Here is a 17822-nt window from a genome sequence, read left to right as displayed (position 1 = left end):
ATGCGGAAAATTTTTGAGAGCTCTAAGCAGGCATTACTTATGACAATAGCCATGTTCATTGTATGTGGTTTAATATACCCGTTCGCCGTGACAGCCTTAGCCCAAGGGGTATTTCATCAACAAGCAAATGGTAGTTTACTAGAATTGGACGGTCAAGCGGTTGGTTCTGAATTAATCGGTCAAAATTTTACTGCGTCAGAATATTTCTGGGGGCGTGTTTCATCTGTAAACTATAATGTTTATACGAAAGAGGATACGCTACCAGATGACAATGGCCAAGTGAACTACAGTGGTGTTAGCTCAGGTACATTTAACTATGCACCAACCAATCCAGAATTGAGAAAACGGATAGAGGCGGATATCGAGAAGTTTCTACTTGCAAATCCATCCGTACATCGACAAGATATACCTTCTGATTTAATGACTGCCTCAGGCTCAGGATTGGACCCACATATTAGTGTGAAGGCGGCACAAATACAAGTGGATCGAATTGCCCAAGCAAGTGGGCTTTCAAAGGAAGAAATTAATAAAATTATAGAGGCCAATATAGAAAAACGGACATTAGGCGTATTTGGAGAAGATAAGGTGAACTTCCTTATGGCGAATCTAGAAATTAGGGGAGAAATGGATAAAGCTAAAGATTAAAAAAACAGGTAGAGGGCTTCTCTACCTGTCACTCTATATATTAAGCTTGTGAATTTACAAGGATTTTAATATGGTTTTTCTCTTTCATTAATGCCTCGAAGCCCTCTGTTACGACTTCCTCAAGAGCAATACGTTTCGTCACAAGTTTATCAGCAGGGAAGTAGCCTTGCTTCATTAATTCCATCACCGCTGGGAAAATATCGCGATAAGCAATAATTCCTTTAACAGAACGCTCTGTTAGTACGATATTGTTTGGCAGAATAGAGGCGTCAGTTTCCCAAATAGAAACAATAATTGTTTCACCTTCAAATGTTGTAGAATCTATCGCTTGCTGTAATACGACTGGAACACCTGTTACTTCAAATGCTACATCAACGCCACCATTCGTTAATTCATGTAGACGAGCTACTGCATCTTCATCTTTAGGATTAATAACAGCTGTAGCACCAAGTTCTAATGCTTTAGCGGCACGCTCTGCTGAAAGCTCTACTGCATATATTTCGGACGCGCCTGCTGCACGTAACGCTTCAATAACAAGGAGCCCGATTGGACCTGTTCCAAAGACCGCTGCCTTATCGCCTGCTTTTAATTTGCTTTGGCGTACTGCATGAAGGGCTACCGCCGCTGGTTCGACCAATGCGCCTTGCTCGTAGGAAAGTCCTTCTGGCATTTTGTGAACCAATTTTTCGTCTACCATTGTATATTCAGAGAATCCTCCTCCACCGCCTGAAAGACCGTGGAAACCTAAATGCTTACAAATATTGTACTTACCTTTTTTACAGGCAGCACATCCGCCACAAGATAGAATCGGTTCAACTACGACAGGATCTCCCACTTTTACGGATGTTACAGCATCACCAATTTCAACTACTTCGCCTGAGAATTCATGTCCCATTACAATTGGTGCGATATCTTTACTTACATAGTGAGGTTGCTCTACAGGAATAAAGATTGGACCAGCTGCGTATTCATGTAAATCACTTCCACAAATTCCTGTCCAATGTACTTTAATTTTTACTTTTCCAGGTGCAATGACTGGTTCTTCAATATTTTCTACACGGATGTCTTTTGCTTTATACCATCTTGCTGCTTTCATAATCTATCAACCTCCTATAATATGTTACAGCCTCATCATAACATGTGGGAATAATGCTAATCATTAGCTCCCTATAAATTGACATAAAATTTACATATACCCAGCTTTTTCGAGTCTTGATACAGCGCTTTTTTGATTGCATATTCTTCGTATTTCAAGTACCTTTGATAAGGGCTTTGTTACGGTGATCATAAAACGATAAAATTATGTTTATGCTTGTAAGAATAGGATGTAAATATACCTTAAAGTTCGAATCATGGTACAATGAAAAAAGATGTTAGGAGGAACGAATGATGTCAAAATATACTGATTATAATTTTCAGCCATTTTTGCAGGACGCCATTGCAGAACTTGGCTTTACAGAACCGACACCAATTCAAAAAGAAATTATTCCATTATTACTAAAAGGGAAGAGTGCCATTGGACAGGCACATACAGGAACAGGGAAAACACATAGTTTTTTAATTCCGATTGTTCAACGTATCGATGTAGAGAAACAGGAAGTACAGGCCGTTATTACTTCTCCTACACGTGAGCTTGCACAGCAAATTTATGATGCATTAAGTCAATTAATAGAAGGAACTGCCATACAGGCAAAACTTTTTATTGGGGGTACGGACAAACAACGCTCTATTGATAAGTTGAAAACGCAACCTCAAATTGTTGTTGGAACACCTGGCCGTATTCGTGACCTTGTTTCAGCACAAGCGTTATTTGTGCATACGGCACCAATTCTAGTTGTTGATGAAGCAGATTTAGCTTTCGATATGGGCTTTATTGAGGAAATTGATGGATTTGCTTCCCAAATGCCAGAGAAACTTGAAATGTTCGTATTTTCAGCAACAATCCCAGAAAAGCTACAGCCTTTTTTGAAAAAATATATGGACGCACCTGTCCATGTTCACATGAATGATAAACGACCTGTGGCAGAGGGCATTGATTTTATGCTTGTACCAGTTCGTTCTAAATCACGAAATAAACGTTTATTAGAAGTCATCGAAGGCATCAATCCATTTTTGGCTGTTATTTTTACTAACACACGTAAAACGGCTGAGCATGTTGCTGGTTATTTAAATGAACATGGTATCCGTTGTGGACAAATCCATGGTGATTTAAGCCCACGTGACCGTAAGAAAATGATGAAGCAAGTTCGTGATCTCGAATATCAATATATTGTTGCTACAGATTTGGCGGCACGTGGAATTGATATTCAAGGAGTTTCTCATGTCATTAACTATGAAATTCCTGAGGACTTAGAATTCTTTATTCACCGTGTTGGACGTACAGCTCGTGCAGGTAATAAAGGAACAGCGATTACATTATTTGAGCCATCTGAAGAGGATGCAGTAGTGCGTGTGGAAAAAATGGGTATTCCATTTGTACAAATGGACGTTAAAGATGGAGAATGGTCCGAGTTAAAAGAGCGTCATGCCCGTAAAAATCGTGTTAAACAAGAGAATGAAATAGATGTAAAAGCGAAGGCATTGGTCCGTAAACCTAAAAAGGTGAAACCAGGCTATAAGCGTAATATGAAATGGGAAATGGAAAAAATTAAAAAACGTGAACGTCGTTTAAAAGCGAGAGGAAAAAAATAAGGGGGCTTTTTACATGCTACTTGGCTCACACGTTTCGATGAGTGGGAAAGAAATGTTACTTGGCTCTAGTAAAGAGGCATTATCGTACGGAGCTAATACATTTATGATCTATACAGGAGCGCCGCAAAACACACGTCGGAAAGCGATTGCCGATTTGAACATTATGAATGGACTGCTTCATATGAAAGAGCATGGCATGACTAATATTGTCGTTCATGCTCCCTATATCATCAATATTGGCAATACGGAAAAACCAGAAACTTTTCGTCTTGGGGTAGATTTTTTACAGTCGGAAATTGAACGAACAGCAGCATTAGAGGCAACACAAATTGTCTTGCATCCTGGTGCACATGTGGGTTCTGGGGCAGATGCAGGGATTGCCAAAATTATTGAAGGCTTAAATGAAGTATTGTCGCAAGAATATCCCGTCCAAATTGCATTAGAAACAATGGCAGGGAAAGGAACAGAATGTGGCCGTTCCTTCGAAGAGTTAGCAAAAATCATAGACGGTGTCACTCATAACGAACGTCTTTCTGTATGTTTTGATACTTGTCATACACATGATGCTGGTTATAACATTGTCGAGGATTTCGATGGTGTTCTCAACGAATTTGATAAATTAATAGGTGTTGATCGTATCAAAGTTCTGCACATTAATGATTCAAAAAATGTGCGAGGCGCTGCTAAAGACCGTCACGAAAATATCGGTTTTGGTCACATTGGTTTTGATGCCTTGAACTACGTGGTCCACCATCCACAATTAATGGCGATTCCTAAAATTTTAGAAACACCATTCGTACCACTTGCTAGTGATGCCAAATCAAAATCAGCTCCATACCAAGCTGAAATTGATATGTTGCGAAGCAGTACATTTAAGCCTGAGCTTATCGAGGCTTTAAAAGGCTAACAAAGAAGCCCAACATCTAGCCACAGTGCTGATGTTGGGCCTTATTACGTTATTTTGTAAAAAGTGCGATTAGCTGACGAGAGCGCTTTCTTCCTAAAACAGCCTCCACTTCAACTAAAATATCTTTAGGAATGCCTAAGAAAAGCCAGGAGAATGAGAATTGCTCCAAATAAGGCCGAAGTTTTTTTACTTCAGAAGTTGTAATATCAAAGCCCTCTTCACGAGCAATCGCGACAATTTCCTTATCCGTGCTTTGTGCCAATTGCTGTAAAAATTGAATACTCAAAGTCAATCCTCCTTTATAATATGGTTGATCAAATGATTTAAATAGTCGCCATTTTCTCATTCAAAAAGTAGATATCTTCTTTTCTTTACAAAAACTGCACTTTCCTATATACTTACAACTTGTAAATCGTAATGATTTTGAATTAGAAAGAAGCGATCATGCATGAAAACAACATTAATTGACATTGAAAATGTGTCATTTCAATATGACTATACACAAGTTTTAAAAAATATTTCCTTTCGTGTAGAAGAGGGCGATTTTTTAGCGCTACTCGGCCCAAACGGTTCGGGTAAATCAACATTATTAAAAATCCTTTTAGGTTTATTAAAGCCTCTTTCAGGAGAAATAAAGCTTTTTGGTGAACCAAGTGCAACTTTTAAACATCGAGAATGGATCGGTTATGTTTCGCAAAAATCCAATGCCTTTAATTCAGGGTTTCCAGCAACCGTGCAAGAGGTCGTGAAAAGTGGATTAACGAAAAAATTAGGGCTTTTTAAAAGACCAGGACGAGAAGCTAAAGGAAAAGTTCGAGAAGCATTAAAGGCAGTTGGTATGGATGCATTTGAACATCGTAATATTGGTGAACTATCAGGTGGACAACAACAACGAGTTTTTATTGCGAGAGCTTTAGTCAGTGATCCCAAATTACTTATTTTAGATGAACCGACTGTTGGTATTGATCACGAGAACGTGCAGTCATTTTATGATATGCTGGCGAAATTAAATCGGGAACAGGGAATTACAATGATTCTTGTCACACATGATGTCGATACCGTATCTAATCGCATTAGCCATGTGGCTTGTTTAAATCAAACCATTCACTTCCATGGCTACAAAAATGAATTTGATAATATTTCTCAGGGTGCGCTAGATGCTTGGTATGGCCATTCTGTAAGAAAGATTCATTAGAAGGAGAAGGCACAATGATTGAAGCAATTTTACATTATGAATTTTTACAAAATGCCTTTTTCTCTGGATTATTAATAGGCATACTTGCCCCTCTATTAGGCGTGTTTATTGTAGTAAGAAGGTTATCGCTAATTGCGGATGCTTTGTCACATGTCACACTTGCTGGAATAGCAGGGAGCTTATATATTAGCCAATCTGTGACCGCCTTCGCTTTGCTCAACCCTATTTATCTAGGAATTTTAGCATCTGTTAGTGGTTCTATATTAATTGAGCGTCTAAGACGTTTATATAAGCACTATGAGGAGCTAGCTATACCGATCATTATGTCAGGCGGCATAGGCATAAGCGCTATCTTTATATCGCTTGCCAGCGGCTTTAGCACAGATTTAATGAGTTATCTGTTTGGCTCAGTATCTGCCGTATCACGCCAGGATCTATGGGTGGTGATTGGAATTGCTGGGGTAGTTATCCTCTTTTTGTTTTTATTTTTTAAGGAATTATTCGTTCTATCCTTTGATGAAGAATATGCAAAAGCAAGCGGCCTTCCAGCACGTTGGGTGCATTTATTGTTTATGATTGTGACGGCTCTTGTCATTGCTGCAAGTATGCGCATTGTAGGAATTTTACTTGTATCATCATTAATGACGTTACCTGTTGCAGCTGCAATGCGATTGGCAAAGGGCTTTAAGCAAACTATCTTTTATGCTATTGTTTTTGGAGAAACGGCAGTATTAATCGGCCTGATTAGTGCGTTTTATTTAGATTTAGCGCCAGGAGGTACGATTGTTGTCACTTCGATTTTAATATTGCTACTTGTGATCCTTGGAAAGAAAGTAGCATTTAAAATGGCTGCGAAGCAAGGGGAGGTAGCACAATGAATGTTTCAAGAGCGTGGGAAATTTTAAAAGAAAATGGTTATAAAAAAACGGATAAGCGGGAGTTAATATTAGATATGTTTGCTGCAACAGATAAATATCTAACAGCCCGTGATTTATTGGATGTTTTAAAAAAAGATTTTCCGGGGATGAGCTTTGATACCATTTATCGTAACCTTGCTACATTTGTGAAGCTAGGGATTTTAGAGGAAACAGAGCTATCTGGAGAACGTAATTTCCGAATGCACTGTGAATCTGCACATCATCACCATCATTTTATTTGTATGGATTGTGGCAATGTTAAAGAGCTCAACCTTTGTCCGATGGAAATGCTAGGAGAAAAGCTTCCCGACTATGAAATTGAAAATCATAAGTTTGAAATATATGGGAAATGCCCGGATTGTAAGCATGAAACTCTGTCACATTAAAAAATGGACAGAGTTTTTTTTATGTAAGGCTCTGTTAAAGAATAATGTTGAAAATTAATAACTTTTAAAAGCTTGGCGGTAAATCTAAGCATAGAGGGATAAGTAATGAACAAGTCTGTGTTCTTGTCGCTAGAGACCGAACTAAAGCGACCGTTTCAAAAGTAGCGTGTTTGGGGCGTGTGGTGAAAACAAAGGTTGATGGTATGATAGGCTCTAAATTATCGCCTAATAATGTACTTATTACAGATGCTTGGAGAGCCTATAAAACTTATGCAAATGAAAAAAGAATAGAGCATTATCGCATTAAATTAGACGATGAAAATTACGTTATTAAAGGTTTGTACCATATTCAAAAGTTAACGGACTTCATTCGCGTGTAAAGCATTGGATAAATCGTTTTAAAGGCGTAGCTACTAAATACCTTGATAATTACCTTGCTTGGTTCTTATATATAGATAGTCATAGTAACGAAAGTACAAAACACAATATCAAAGAATTTCTATTGACATCATTTATTTTTGAAATGACTGAAACCTATCGAAGCTTGCAGATATCGAAATTCAATGTGTAATATTTAATTAATTCTTAGGCAATTTACTTGAACAACTAAACAGCAGGGAGTTTATGAAAATGAGTATGGCAACTTATATTGGATTAAATTTTACAGTAAAACTAAATGAATATTATACAGAGGATGAGGTTGAAATAGATTATGTTTTCTCTAAAGAAAAAAATCGTAATGTAGTTAAGCAGAAGCATTTTACTACGCCCTATATTTATGAAGTATCTGAAAAAGGTCATCCTATTTGGGAGATGAATGAATATCAAAAGACTTATTCACCACACAACTACGAAAAATCCAAAATAACTTTTCTTTATTTATGTCACTTACTAAAAGGATTGCTTCCACAAGGCGATTTTTGTGAAGTTTTTATTTGTTGGTTAGGTGAAGAAGATGAAAAACGTGAGGATGAGTTGAAAATTAATTTAAATGACCTACAAATTGAAGCAATTGATATATATGAAAAATGCTTTATTCGAATAGAAAACTAAAGGCTCAACTCAAAATGAGCATAGCACTTTTTCTTATTAAACTTATTAAAGTAAGTAGTGTTAGTTGAATAAGAATGAGAAACCTCAACAAATCAGGTTCCCATAATAATTTTTAAAAAATCAACAATTAAATTTAACAGAGCCTTATGTAAAAGAAAGGGTAGTTCCAAATAGGATGTACCCTCTCTATTTTTATTAAGCTACTGCTACTTTACGAATCGCAACAATTTGATTGCAGTCTACAATTAAAGGAGAAGTAGCAGCCGCACCTGCTTCAAGGAAGTAAGCACAGCAATTGCGTGGATCGAAAGAAATGAAAGTCACACCTAAGAAGCTAATACCTCCAGATAAAAAGATATCTAGTCTAGTCGCAAGCTCTAATTTCCGTAATTGCTGACAAATACAGCCTCTACAGTTACTGCTCATTCTTGGTGTACATTTTTCTTCTTTTTGACAAGGGCATTTTTCTTCTTTACGTGGACAACATTTCTCTTCTTTTTTTGGACATTTACAGCCTTGCCAGTTCATCTGTGTTGTATATCGTCTATCTTCCATCGTCCAGACCTCCCTTCCTCTATTTTCGTAAGGGTATCCTTACAGTAATAATCTATGTTTGGTAAATAGATTGAGGCTGGTAATCTGTCCGATAGTCCGCTTAAAAATCTATATTTTTCTCAAAAGAATAGGCTATGTGCAAAGCCCTAAAAGAAAAATTTGCTATAAAAATTTTATAATGATAGTTGTATGGGGATAGATTATCATCGACAAACAAAAAAAGACGAGTCATTACAGAAACGTAAATCATCGTCATTTTTTATAAGATTATTGATGTTTTTGTTGGAAATCGACCATAAAGTCTCTTAAAGCTTCACAAGCCTCTAATGGCACAGCATTATATGTTGAAGCACGACAGCCGCCTACAGAACGATGGCCATTTAGCCCTACAAAGCCAGCTGCTTTTGCTTCCGCTAGGAATAGTTTTTCAAGTTCCTCATCGGCAACGCGGAATGTAATGTTCATAAGTGAACGGCTTTCTGGAGTTGCATGCCCCTTATAGAATCCATTGCTATTGTCAATAGCATCATAAATAATTTTAGCCTTTAATTCATTGTGCTTCTCAACTGCAGCGACTCCACCATTAGATTCTACCCATTTCAACACTTCACCTAGCATATAGATACCAAATGTAGGTGGTGTATTATATAAAGAATTACTATCAGCATGTGTTGTATATTTAAGCATTGTAGGGATATTTTTATTCGCTTTTTCAAGAAGATCTTTGCGAATAATGACAACTGTTACACCTGAAGGACCTAGGTTTTTTTGAGCACCTGCATAGATGAGTCCAAATTTTTGAATATCAATTGGTTTTGAAAGAATATCACTAGACATATCGGCCACTAAAGGTACATTTCCTGTATTTGGATAATCCTTCCACTGTGTACCGTAAATAGTATTATTAGAAGTGATGTGCACATAGGCATCATCCTCATTAAATTGAATGTCTGCTAGGGCAGGAATATGGCGGTATTGGTTCTCTTTTGTACTAGCAGCTTCCACAGGTGTACCGAAAAACTTTGCTTCCTTGAATGCCTTCTCAGACCAAGAGCCTGATAATACATAACTTGCTTTTTGATCAGTAGATAGGAAGTTCATTGGCACCATTGTAAATTGCAGGCTAGCCCCCCCTTGTAAAAATAAGACCTCGTAATTTTCTGGTATCGCATATAGCTTTTTCAATAAGGCGATAGCTTCGTTATGTACTTCGTCAAAAATGGCACTACGATGGCTCATTTCCATAATCGACATACCTGAGTCACGGAAGTCTACTAATTGTTGTTGAGCTTTTTCTAATACTTCTTGGGGCAGTGCAGATGGACCTGCGTTGAAATTGTATGCACGTTGTGTCAAAGTGGGTACACTCCTTGTTTGATTAATAAGTGAAATTTTTATCCAGTGGCTATAAACTGCTGAATATACATTGTCCTGATCGAGCTTTAATCGTCTAAGAGACATCATTAGCTATAGGACCATTAAAGCGGGATAACAGAACTTTACTGGATTATAACTTAATTTTCAAGAGAAAAAATAAAATTCTTAATATTTGAGCAGAATAGCGACAACCTCGCAACAAAATGTACACAATTAGCAGGAGTTTTTAATTCAAATACGAACGAAAAGTACAGTTTTATCAGGAATAAAGTTGGAATTTTCGTAATTGAAATAAATTTCATCCGTTACAATCCATTTAATGTTCGGATTTTAGTAGCTGCGGAAAAGGGCATGCTCGTGGAGATATGGAACGGCTAGAATATAAAATATAACGTTTATTTATGCAGACGATGAATCAATATGTACGATAGGATTTTAAATAAACCCATTTTAAAGTGAGCTTTTGTATAATAAATAAAGAATAGAAAAGGGGTGTTCACGATGTTTACAGTAGAAGAAGCTTGTTTAGTAGTCGTTGACGTGCAAGGAAAGCTAGCAACAATTGTTGATGAGAGTGAAGCAACGATTGCAAACATTGCTAAGCTGATACAAGCAATGCAAGCACTGGAAGTACCTATTTTATGGCTAGAACAAAATCCGAGTCGTTTAGGCGGTACAGCACTTGATATAGCACAACATCTTCAAGGACAAGCAATTGCTAAAATGGCTTTTAGTGCATGTGAGGAAGAGGAATTTGTGAAAGCGATGAAGGAAAGTGGACGTTCTCAATTTATTGTCACTGGTATTGAAACGCATATTTGTGTTTACCAAACAGCTATACAACTAAAGGAACAAGGATTTGAAGTTGAGGTAGTGGTAGATGCTGTTTCATCTCGAACAAAAGCAAATAAGGAAGTCGGATTAGCTAAGATGAGTGCCCTTGGTATTTATCCAACTAGTATGGAGATGATTTTATATGAGCTTTTGCAACGAGCAGACCATGAACATTTTAAAACAATTTTACAGCTTGTGAAGTAATAGACATAAATGACCCCATTGGTCCGTGTTCAAAAAAATAGTAATAACAATTTTTGCTTTAAATAGGAAATTACCAAAAAATATAGCTTTTATAGAATAAATCCGGGATGCCTGATGGGTCTATAGACCTTTTTTGGGCATCTTTTTTTATAAAGAATATTTAAAGTATGACTCTACTCATATAAAAGCTTAGCCTTTCTAATTATTGTATACTATAATATAAAATCGGGATTTCATAATAGAAAAATAACTATTAATGAGGAAGATGACGATGATAAAAAATTTTAAATGGTTTTTGTTAATAGTTAGTGTTGTTTTTCTTTTAATATGCTGTACAGAAAAAGAGGTAGCGTTACAAAAAGTGCCTGCTACTTCACCGACGGAACAATTTGTCATCGAAGATTTAATGAATGGAAAAGGTTTATTACGCACAGATATAGATACCCAAAAGGATGTGTTTTTATCTGAATCGGTTGGTTTATGGCTTGCCTATCTAGTAGAAAAAGATGATCAGGCACGTTTTGATGAACAAGTCGATGTCTTGAAATCGTATTTTTTGTCAAACGACTTTATTGTTTGGCGATTAGATGGTACTAAAAAAGCTTCTGTCAATGCACTGATTGATGATTTACGTATCATCCGTGTTTTACTGGATGCCAGTGAGAAATGGCATGATTCAGATTATGAACAATTGGGTAAACAAATTGGAGATAATTTGATTCAGTATGGGATGAATCAAGAACTGTTTGTCGATTATGTCGATGTTAATAGCCATGATAAAGCAACAGCTTTAACCATGAGCTATATTATGCCATCTGCTTTTTATGAAATGGAGCAGCATGGTCTATTATCCCAGCAACAAGTTCAACATCAGTTAGACATTTTACAAAATGCCCCAATAGCTGAGGCAGGATTTTTCCCAAAATATTTTGACCTTGCCACTAAAAGCTATGTGTTCGACGAGGAATTGCACATGATCGATCAATTATATACGGCCTATCATCTTGCTTCGATGGATGGGGACACAATGCCATTTAAAAACTGGCTATTAAACCTTTTGAAGAGAGACGGTAAACTCTATGGTCGTTACAGTGCCCAAACGAATCAACCGACCGTTAACTTTGAATCGCCAGCTGTTTATGCCATGGCAGCAAGATATATGCTGGCATTAAACGAACAGCAATTAGCTCAGCAATTCATGGAAAAGATGACAGCTCTAAAAGATCCTTCATCAGGCTATGTCGATAAACATACAAAGTCAACGCATAGTTTTGATAATTTACTACCACTATTAGCAGAAAGGGAGGTAGAAAATGCGTACCACAATAAATAGAAATAAAGCTATTTTGGGTTATGGAATATTACTTATTTTATTGTTACAATTACCAGCTTATTTTTTACTCCGTCAGGATGCTGAAGGCTTATTATTGTACTCCTTTTTAATGATTCTCATCGTACTTACACTTTGGAGAGGGACAGTATTTGGTCTTGTGAGTAGCCTCGTCTTTATTTTTATTACAGGCTCGACATTACTATATACAGGAATAGCAGGAGCTGTAATTTTTCTAAATCCTACTTTTTCCATGCAAATGTTTTTCGCCTACGGGATTCTACTATTGATCCTCATTCTTTGTGCTGGAAAGGTGCATGAATTAATGAGTGAACAGGGAAACTATTTAAAAAAACTGCAAGAGGATGTTAGAAATTATGTAGCCATTGATGTGGAAACAGGATTTGATAATGAAACGAGAATGCGTATAAGCGTCAATGAAGAAATGCGTAGGGCAGACCGACATAAACATACTTTTGTTTTTATGGTTTTAAAGCTTGAAAATTATGATAAATTCCAAAAGCTGTATGGTGCAAAAGAGGTACAGCATTTATGGCAACAGCTTTCCCAACGAATTCAACAAACGGTCAGACAAACGGATAAAAAGTTTCGGTTTCGTGAAAATCATATAGGGTTGTTGCTAATCGATACAACAGACCAGCATATGGAAGTCATTTATGACAAACTAGATCAAGCATTAAAAAATCATCAATTGGTCAATGGCAAATGGGTCACACTCAATTATAAAACAAGCTTTATGACCTATCGACCATTGATGGAAACAACATTTGATGAGCTTTTAACAGAATTGGAAAGAGAGATGAAAACAAGTGCGCTCTAAATACAACTTATGGTTCGCCATTGGAATGCTTTGTTTTTATACTTTCATATCAAGTGAGACAGCATTTGCTGCACAAGATGACAAAGACATAGCATTAATCTTTGTCACAAGTACTCAGCAACCAAATCGTGATGTTATAGCATTGCAAGAGATGCTTCAAGTATATACGTCCGTGGATGTTTTAGCGATTGAAGAAATAGAAGAGCAGATGCTGCAACGTTATAAACGGATTGTTATTTTTAACGCGTATCCAACAGTTATTCCTGAGAAGGCTTTAGCTGCTGTGAATCATTTTCAAGGTTCTGCGATTTTGATTGGTGAAAATGCTCTTCAATTCAGCCCATTTGCTAAATGGCAGCAAGGTCAAATAATTGAGCTCCGAACAATTGGGGAAGAAAGTTTAGACAACCCTGTAAGATGGAAAAGTGTATTACCATCTGCTGATTTCGAAGTCTTGAAAAGAGCCTCCTCAATGAATGAATCCTATCCTTTTGTTGTTAAAAAGAACAATTGGTCGTATATCGGAGATTTTGTGAATAGAGGAACCTTACAATATCAATGGCCTACCCTCATGGGCGATTTATTGCAATTACCCAAGCCTCAGTCACATCCAGCTTTTATTGTTGTATCAGATATTAATATGAAAACAGATGTGGGAAAGTTAGAAAAGGTAGTGAAGGCATTCACTAAAAATAGGGTGCCGATTGCACTTGAAGTAACACCTATATTAATGGATGAATATGAAAAAAATATATATTACTTACATGATAATAAAAAATTATTAAGTTATTTGCAAAAGCTACAAAATGAAGGTTATCCATTTATCCTTTCTTCCACTACTTCACCTGAAAATAATCTTGATTATTTAGCATTACGGAATATTTATCCATCTATAAGCCGTGATGAGAATAGCTTATTTAAAGGGAGTATCCCGGAAGATAGTCCATCATTATATATCACAAAAATGGACAACCGCACCATCTATCCAATGACAGTAGGGATCATTCCTGATACAGACAGCAATCCTTTATATACTGTCAAACGAAAAATAGACTTACTATTACAGGTTCCTAGTTCCATTATCGGTATTCAATATCCTGCTTATGTAAATTCTTCTTATGCTCAAGAACTTGTTGATGTGCTAAAAAGACATCCGCAAATAGAACTCATGAATTTCCGACAAACAAACCAACAAGTAAAGTCAGAGAATGTTTCCATCGTCCAACATAAAGATGGTGAACAGACCATTGACTTATCTTTTTCTAAAAAAGAGCGTTTAAAAATTTCATTTGATGAACGGCCATTCGAATTAATTTTATGGATCCTTGTCTTTGTTGTATCCTTGTTTGTTACATTATTTTTTATAAGTACCTTACGATTACGAATTACATTGCGTAAGAGATTATTTGAGGAGAGGAAGACAAATGGCTAATCTATTATTTTTTATTTCACTTTTCCTCATTTGGATTATGCTGCTCTACCACATGTTTTTAATGGAGGGGGGCTATTTACATTTCCGTTCATTTGAAAAACCAATCGATGAGTGGTCTAAAAAAATGACTCATGTACCCTCTGTCAGTGTTTTTATACCAGCTCATAATGAAGCACTCGTAATTGAGCAGACTTTACGGGCTATGTCTCGTTTGTATTATCCTAAAGATAAATTAGAGGTGATTGTCATTAATGATAATTCCTCTGATGAAACTGGTGATATTGCCAAGCAGTATGCTGAAAAATTTCCATTTATTCGAGTGATTGAAACCGTGGAGCCTAACAAAGGGAAGGGCAAATCTTCGGCATTAAACTCTGCGTTAGCTGATTCTACAGGGGACATTGTAGTGGTCTATGATGCAGATAATACACCTGAAAAAATGGCAGTTTGGTACTTAGTAATGGGTCTCATAAATGACCCAAAAGCTGCGGCCACTGTAGGGAAGTTTCGCGTCATTAATGCGACTGAAACTTGGTTGACAAGGTTTATTAATATAGAAACGATTTGCTTCCAGTGGATGGCTCAGGGTGGTCGTTGGAAATGGTTTAAGGTAGCAACCATTCCTGGTACTAATTTTGCCATTCGCCGTACAGTTTTAGAGCAGTTAGGTGGATGGGATGTAAAAGCATTAGCAGAGGACACAGAGCTGACTATCCGTGTTTATAACTTAGGCTATCATATTCGATTTTTCCCAAAGGCTATTACTTGGGAGCAGGAGCCCGAGACATTAAAAGTTTGGTGGAAACAACGAACAAGATGGGCAAGGGGCAATCAATATGTAGTTCTGAAGTTTTTAAGTCAATTTTTCACCTTAAAAAGAAAAAGTATTATATTTGATTTATTTTACTTCTTCTTTACGTATTTCTTATTTTTCTTTGGCGTTATTTTATCCAATGCTTTATTTATTATTAATTTATTTTATGACATTGGTTTGACCGTTGGCGATATTGCCCTTGTTTTATGGGTTTTAGCCTTTTTACTATTCTTAGGAGAAGTAATGATTACCTTAAGTATTGAAAAAACTGAAATGAATAGAAAGAATTTCTTATATGTCATTCTTATGTATTTTACGTATTCCCAAATGTGGATTGTACTAGTCGTATGGTCATTATTTTTAGAAATAAAGCGCATGTTTACTGGGCAAGAAGTGCAATGGTATAAAACAGAACGATTTTCAAAGCAAACAGATAAAGGAGCGGAATAATGAGAGCCAAATTTTTCTCTATACTTTTATTTTTTATAGGCTTTTTATGTATTACAAATGACGCTGTTGCGGCTACCATTACCGTAGATGATAAAACAATGGCGATAGAAGGCAATCAAAAGCAAAACAAGCCTTTATTATCACAGCCAATTGAATTACAGGGTCCATCCTCATCAAGAGATTTTTATTATAATCTAGTAGATGATGTGAAACAAAATGGCCAGCAGGCTACTTTTCAAATTCAACATTCAGAGCTACTTATAGCACCATCCTCGTTTACCGTGAAAGTGGATGATGTAGCGGTCAAAACGGTGCCATTGAAAGCAGATTTACTTAAGCAAACGATTGTCGTTAATCTTCCAAAAGAGGCTTTATTAAAAGGGACTCACAAGATTACTGCAAGTTTTTATGGAATTCTAAAAGAAGGTATTTGTGTGCCACCTGGTAATGCCGGTAATTGGTTACGTATCGATATACTATCTTCCATGTCAGCTTTTAGCGAGGAGAGCCAAGCATGGGCATTAACTAGTTATCCAACTGCATTTTTGAGTTATGAGGGATATGCAACAACAGTTATTTTACCAAAGCAAGCTTCTGAAGCAACTTTAAACAGTGGATACCAGCTCTCTGCTTATTTATCAGAGCATGGTGATACAAATGTTCAGATTAAACGTGAAGATGCGGTCAATCAAGTGTCTGGGCCTATTGTTATCTTAGGCGCACAAAAGGAATTTAGTACAAGCTTATTCAAAAATGTATTAGATAAAATCAATGTTAGTGACGACACCATGACATTATCTATGCAGGAATTACTTAATACAGATTCAAATGAACGGGTACCTATTTTGGCTGTGACTTCAACGAATGGGAAAGCGATTGAGGAACGATTATCCTTTTTAACAGAATCTAGATTATCCGGGCAATTAATAGGAAATACATTAGCCATTAAAGATTTACCGAAAATAGACAGTACTTCAGATTCAACCATTTCCTTTCAGCAGTTTGGCTTTGAAAACCAAACCTTGTCTAGCCAATTAACTATGACCCCACATTATTATGTGTCCTTGCCACAATTAGAGGCCAATAAGGAAGCGGTCATGCGATTAGTGTTAAAGAAATCAGCTAGTATACCAGACAATCATGATGATGATCGAAAACTTGAATTGATTGCCTATATCAATAATGTCCCACATTCGGTAGATTTACGAAAGCTAAAGCAAACTACTACAGATATGTATGAGGCTTTACTACCTATTCAAACTAATGTTCTTAATCAACAATCTATGACAGATATTCAATTTGAAGTAACAGGCTTTCAATTAGAGGACCCATGTGAAACAACGAATGAACGTTATTGGTTATATATAGATAGTGCTAGTTCTTTATCGATCACTAAAGATGCCACTGAACCAACCTTTACTTTACGTGATTTTCCGAATTCCTTTCATGATCATACATTAATGGTGATTCCTAATAATGAAAGCATGGATGATGTAAAGATGCTATCTATGTATAAGGCATTAATGATGAATGGCAAAATGGCCAATATCACACTTATGCAGGACAAAGATGTCACCGAAGAAGCTTTACAAAAGCATGCGGTCATTTTTATGGGAGACATGAAGCAGCTGAAATGGCTATCCAAAAATGCTAGCCAAATTCCAAATTCTTCTGAACAACTAATTCAACAAGGCTTTTTACCTGAGGCAATTGGTCAATATGCTTATATGACTAAAAACTTTTGGCAGAACACTCAGCCATTATTATGGATACAATCGTTTGAGAATGCCTCTATTAAAGGAGACTTTTATGCACACTTGAAAGAGACTGATTCACAAGCAGGTGCAGCAATTGAAACAAAAGAGGGGCAATTTGTCGTAGCAGTAGATCAAAACGTTAATAATACTGATGTGAAAACAGATAAAAAAGGTGAAATTTCATTGGTCCTAATTGCCGAATTTATAGGATTAATAATTGTCATTGCAGTGATCCTATATGTCATCCTTCGCAAAAGAAAGAAAAATCAAGTGCAACAATAAAAGCAAAGTCGCGTTAAGCGTAGGCAAGCTCATTGAATGTTGAGTTTGCCGTTTGCCTACAGTCTTTTTTTACAATGTGGTAACTTATATTGAGATTGACAGTGGTTTACCGAATATTGGAAATGAAAGAGAAGAAAAAATGACAAAATCCA

At 36.5% G+C, this 17822-nt stretch carries 17 protein-coding genes and 1 pseudogene; 14 read left to right on the top strand and 4 right to left on the bottom strand.

The window, feature by feature from the left end; translation table 11 throughout:
- Positions 1-645: a potassium-transporting ATPase subunit KdpC gene (kdpC, locus tag MKX57_RS15770; protein WP_089986135.1), complete on the top strand. Its 645-nt coding sequence runs from the start codon at positions 1-3 to the stop codon at positions 643-645.
- A 40-nt stretch (positions 646-685) separates the two neighbouring features.
- Here the strand turns inward: kdpC and MKX57_RS15765 are convergent, their stop codons facing one another.
- Complete coding sequence (locus tag MKX57_RS15765) at positions 686-1741, bottom strand: 2,3-butanediol dehydrogenase (RefSeq protein WP_089986134.1); 1056 nt, start codon at positions 1739-1741, stop codon at positions 686-688.
- Between the two features lie 293 nt (positions 1742-2034).
- Between MKX57_RS15765 and MKX57_RS15760 the strand changes: the two genes are divergently transcribed.
- Complete coding sequence (locus MKX57_RS15760) at positions 2035-3336, top strand: DEAD/DEAH box helicase (RefSeq protein WP_089986133.1); 1302 nt, start codon at positions 2035-2037, stop codon at positions 3334-3336.
- A 13-nt stretch (positions 3337-3349) separates the two neighbouring features.
- Positions 3350-4243 (top strand): deoxyribonuclease IV, encoded by an 894-nt coding sequence (locus tag MKX57_RS15755; protein WP_089986132.1) that lies wholly within the window; start codon positions 3350-3352, stop codon positions 4241-4243.
- 49 nt (positions 4244-4292) lie between these two features.
- On the opposite strand, the gene MKX57_RS15750 is transcribed toward MKX57_RS15755, so the two are convergent.
- Entirely contained in the window at positions 4293-4529 is a 237-nt protein-coding gene (locus MKX57_RS15750; RefSeq protein ID WP_012295215.1) for a Nif11 family protein, read from the bottom strand.
- Between the two features lie 162 nt (positions 4530-4691).
- Between MKX57_RS15750 and MKX57_RS15745 the strand changes: the two genes are divergently transcribed.
- The 5 genes and pseudogenes from MKX57_RS15745 to MKX57_RS15725 all read left to right on the top strand — a co-directional run bounded on the left by MKX57_RS15745 (position 4692) and on the right by MKX57_RS15725 (position 7794).
- Positions 4692-5438 carry an ABC transporter ATP-binding protein gene (locus MKX57_RS15745; RefSeq protein ID WP_089986131.1) on the top strand — a complete coding sequence of 249 codons (747 nt, stop codon included), beginning with the start codon at positions 4692-4694 and terminating at the stop codon, positions 5436-5438.
- Positions 5439-5452: 14 nt separating this feature from the next.
- Positions 5453-6316, top strand: a complete 864-nt coding sequence (locus tag MKX57_RS15740; RefSeq protein ID WP_043990478.1) for a metal ABC transporter permease — start codon at positions 5453-5455, stop codon at positions 6314-6316.
- Positions 6313-6741, top strand: coding sequence for a Fur family transcriptional regulator (locus MKX57_RS15735; protein ID WP_008178397.1), 429 nt, complete (start codon positions 6313-6315; stop codon positions 6739-6741). Before MKX57_RS15740 ends, MKX57_RS15735 begins: the two co-directional genes overlap by 4 nt.
- A gap of 74 nt (positions 6742-6815) precedes the next feature.
- Positions 6816-7312 (top strand): annotated as a pseudogene (locus MKX57_RS15730) (IS1595 family transposase); the annotation flags it as partial.
- Between the two features lie 59 nt (positions 7313-7371).
- Complete coding sequence (locus MKX57_RS15725; protein WP_089986130.1) at positions 7372-7794, top strand: hypothetical protein; 423 nt, start codon at positions 7372-7374, stop codon at positions 7792-7794.
- A gap of 195 nt (positions 7795-7989) precedes the next feature.
- Here MKX57_RS15725 and MKX57_RS15720 read toward each other — a convergent pair whose 3' ends face one another.
- Positions 7990-8349 carry a hypothetical protein gene (locus tag MKX57_RS15720; protein ID WP_008178390.1) on the bottom strand — a complete coding sequence of 120 codons (360 nt, stop codon included), beginning with the start codon at positions 8347-8349 and terminating at the stop codon, positions 7990-7992.
- Between the two features lie 267 nt (positions 8350-8616).
- Positions 8617-9705 carry a 3-phosphoserine/phosphohydroxythreonine transaminase gene (gene serC / locus MKX57_RS15715; protein WP_089986129.1) on the bottom strand — a complete coding sequence of 363 codons (1089 nt, stop codon included), beginning with the start codon at positions 9703-9705 and terminating at the stop codon, positions 8617-8619.
- A 522-nt stretch (positions 9706-10227) separates the two neighbouring features.
- Between serC and MKX57_RS15710 the strand changes: the two genes are divergently transcribed.
- The 6 genes from MKX57_RS15710 (at position 10228) to MKX57_RS15685 (ending at position 17670) form a co-directional block, all read left to right on the top strand.
- On the top strand, positions 10228-10764 hold the full coding sequence (locus tag MKX57_RS15710; RefSeq protein WP_090002531.1) for a hydrolase: 537 nt from the start codon (positions 10228-10230) through the stop codon (positions 10762-10764).
- A 271-nt stretch (positions 10765-11035) separates the two neighbouring features.
- On the top strand, positions 11036-12097 hold the full coding sequence (locus MKX57_RS15705; RefSeq protein WP_239355465.1) for a hypothetical protein: 1062 nt from the start codon (positions 11036-11038) through the stop codon (positions 12095-12097).
- Positions 12078-12935, top strand: coding sequence for a diguanylate cyclase (locus tag MKX57_RS15700; RefSeq protein WP_008178382.1), 858 nt, complete (start codon positions 12078-12080; stop codon positions 12933-12935). The genes MKX57_RS15705 and MKX57_RS15700 overlap by 20 nt, the downstream gene beginning before the upstream one ends.
- Positions 12925-14367, top strand: coding sequence for a DUF2334 domain-containing protein (locus MKX57_RS15695; RefSeq protein ID WP_342530009.1), 1443 nt, complete (start codon positions 12925-12927; stop codon positions 14365-14367). The genes MKX57_RS15700 and MKX57_RS15695 overlap by 11 nt, the downstream gene beginning before the upstream one ends.
- Entirely contained in the window at positions 14360-15631 is a 1272-nt protein-coding gene (locus MKX57_RS15690) for a glycosyltransferase (protein ID WP_008178379.1), read from the top strand. The genes MKX57_RS15695 and MKX57_RS15690 overlap by 8 nt, the downstream gene beginning before the upstream one ends.
- Positions 15631-17670, top strand: a complete 2040-nt coding sequence (locus MKX57_RS15685) for a cellulose biosynthesis cyclic di-GMP-binding regulatory protein BcsB (RefSeq protein WP_089986126.1) — start codon at positions 15631-15633, stop codon at positions 17668-17670. Before MKX57_RS15690 ends, MKX57_RS15685 begins: the two co-directional genes overlap by 1 nt.
- Positions 17671-17822 lie beyond the last annotated feature (152 nt).

The organism is Lysinibacillus sp. FSL M8-0216 (assembly GCF_038595555.1).
Lineage (GTDB): Bacteria > Bacillota > Bacilli > Bacillales_A > Planococcaceae > Lysinibacillus > Lysinibacillus fusiformis.
Note: the sequence above shows the minus strand (reverse complement) of the source record. Positions and strands in the feature narration are given on the sequence as shown.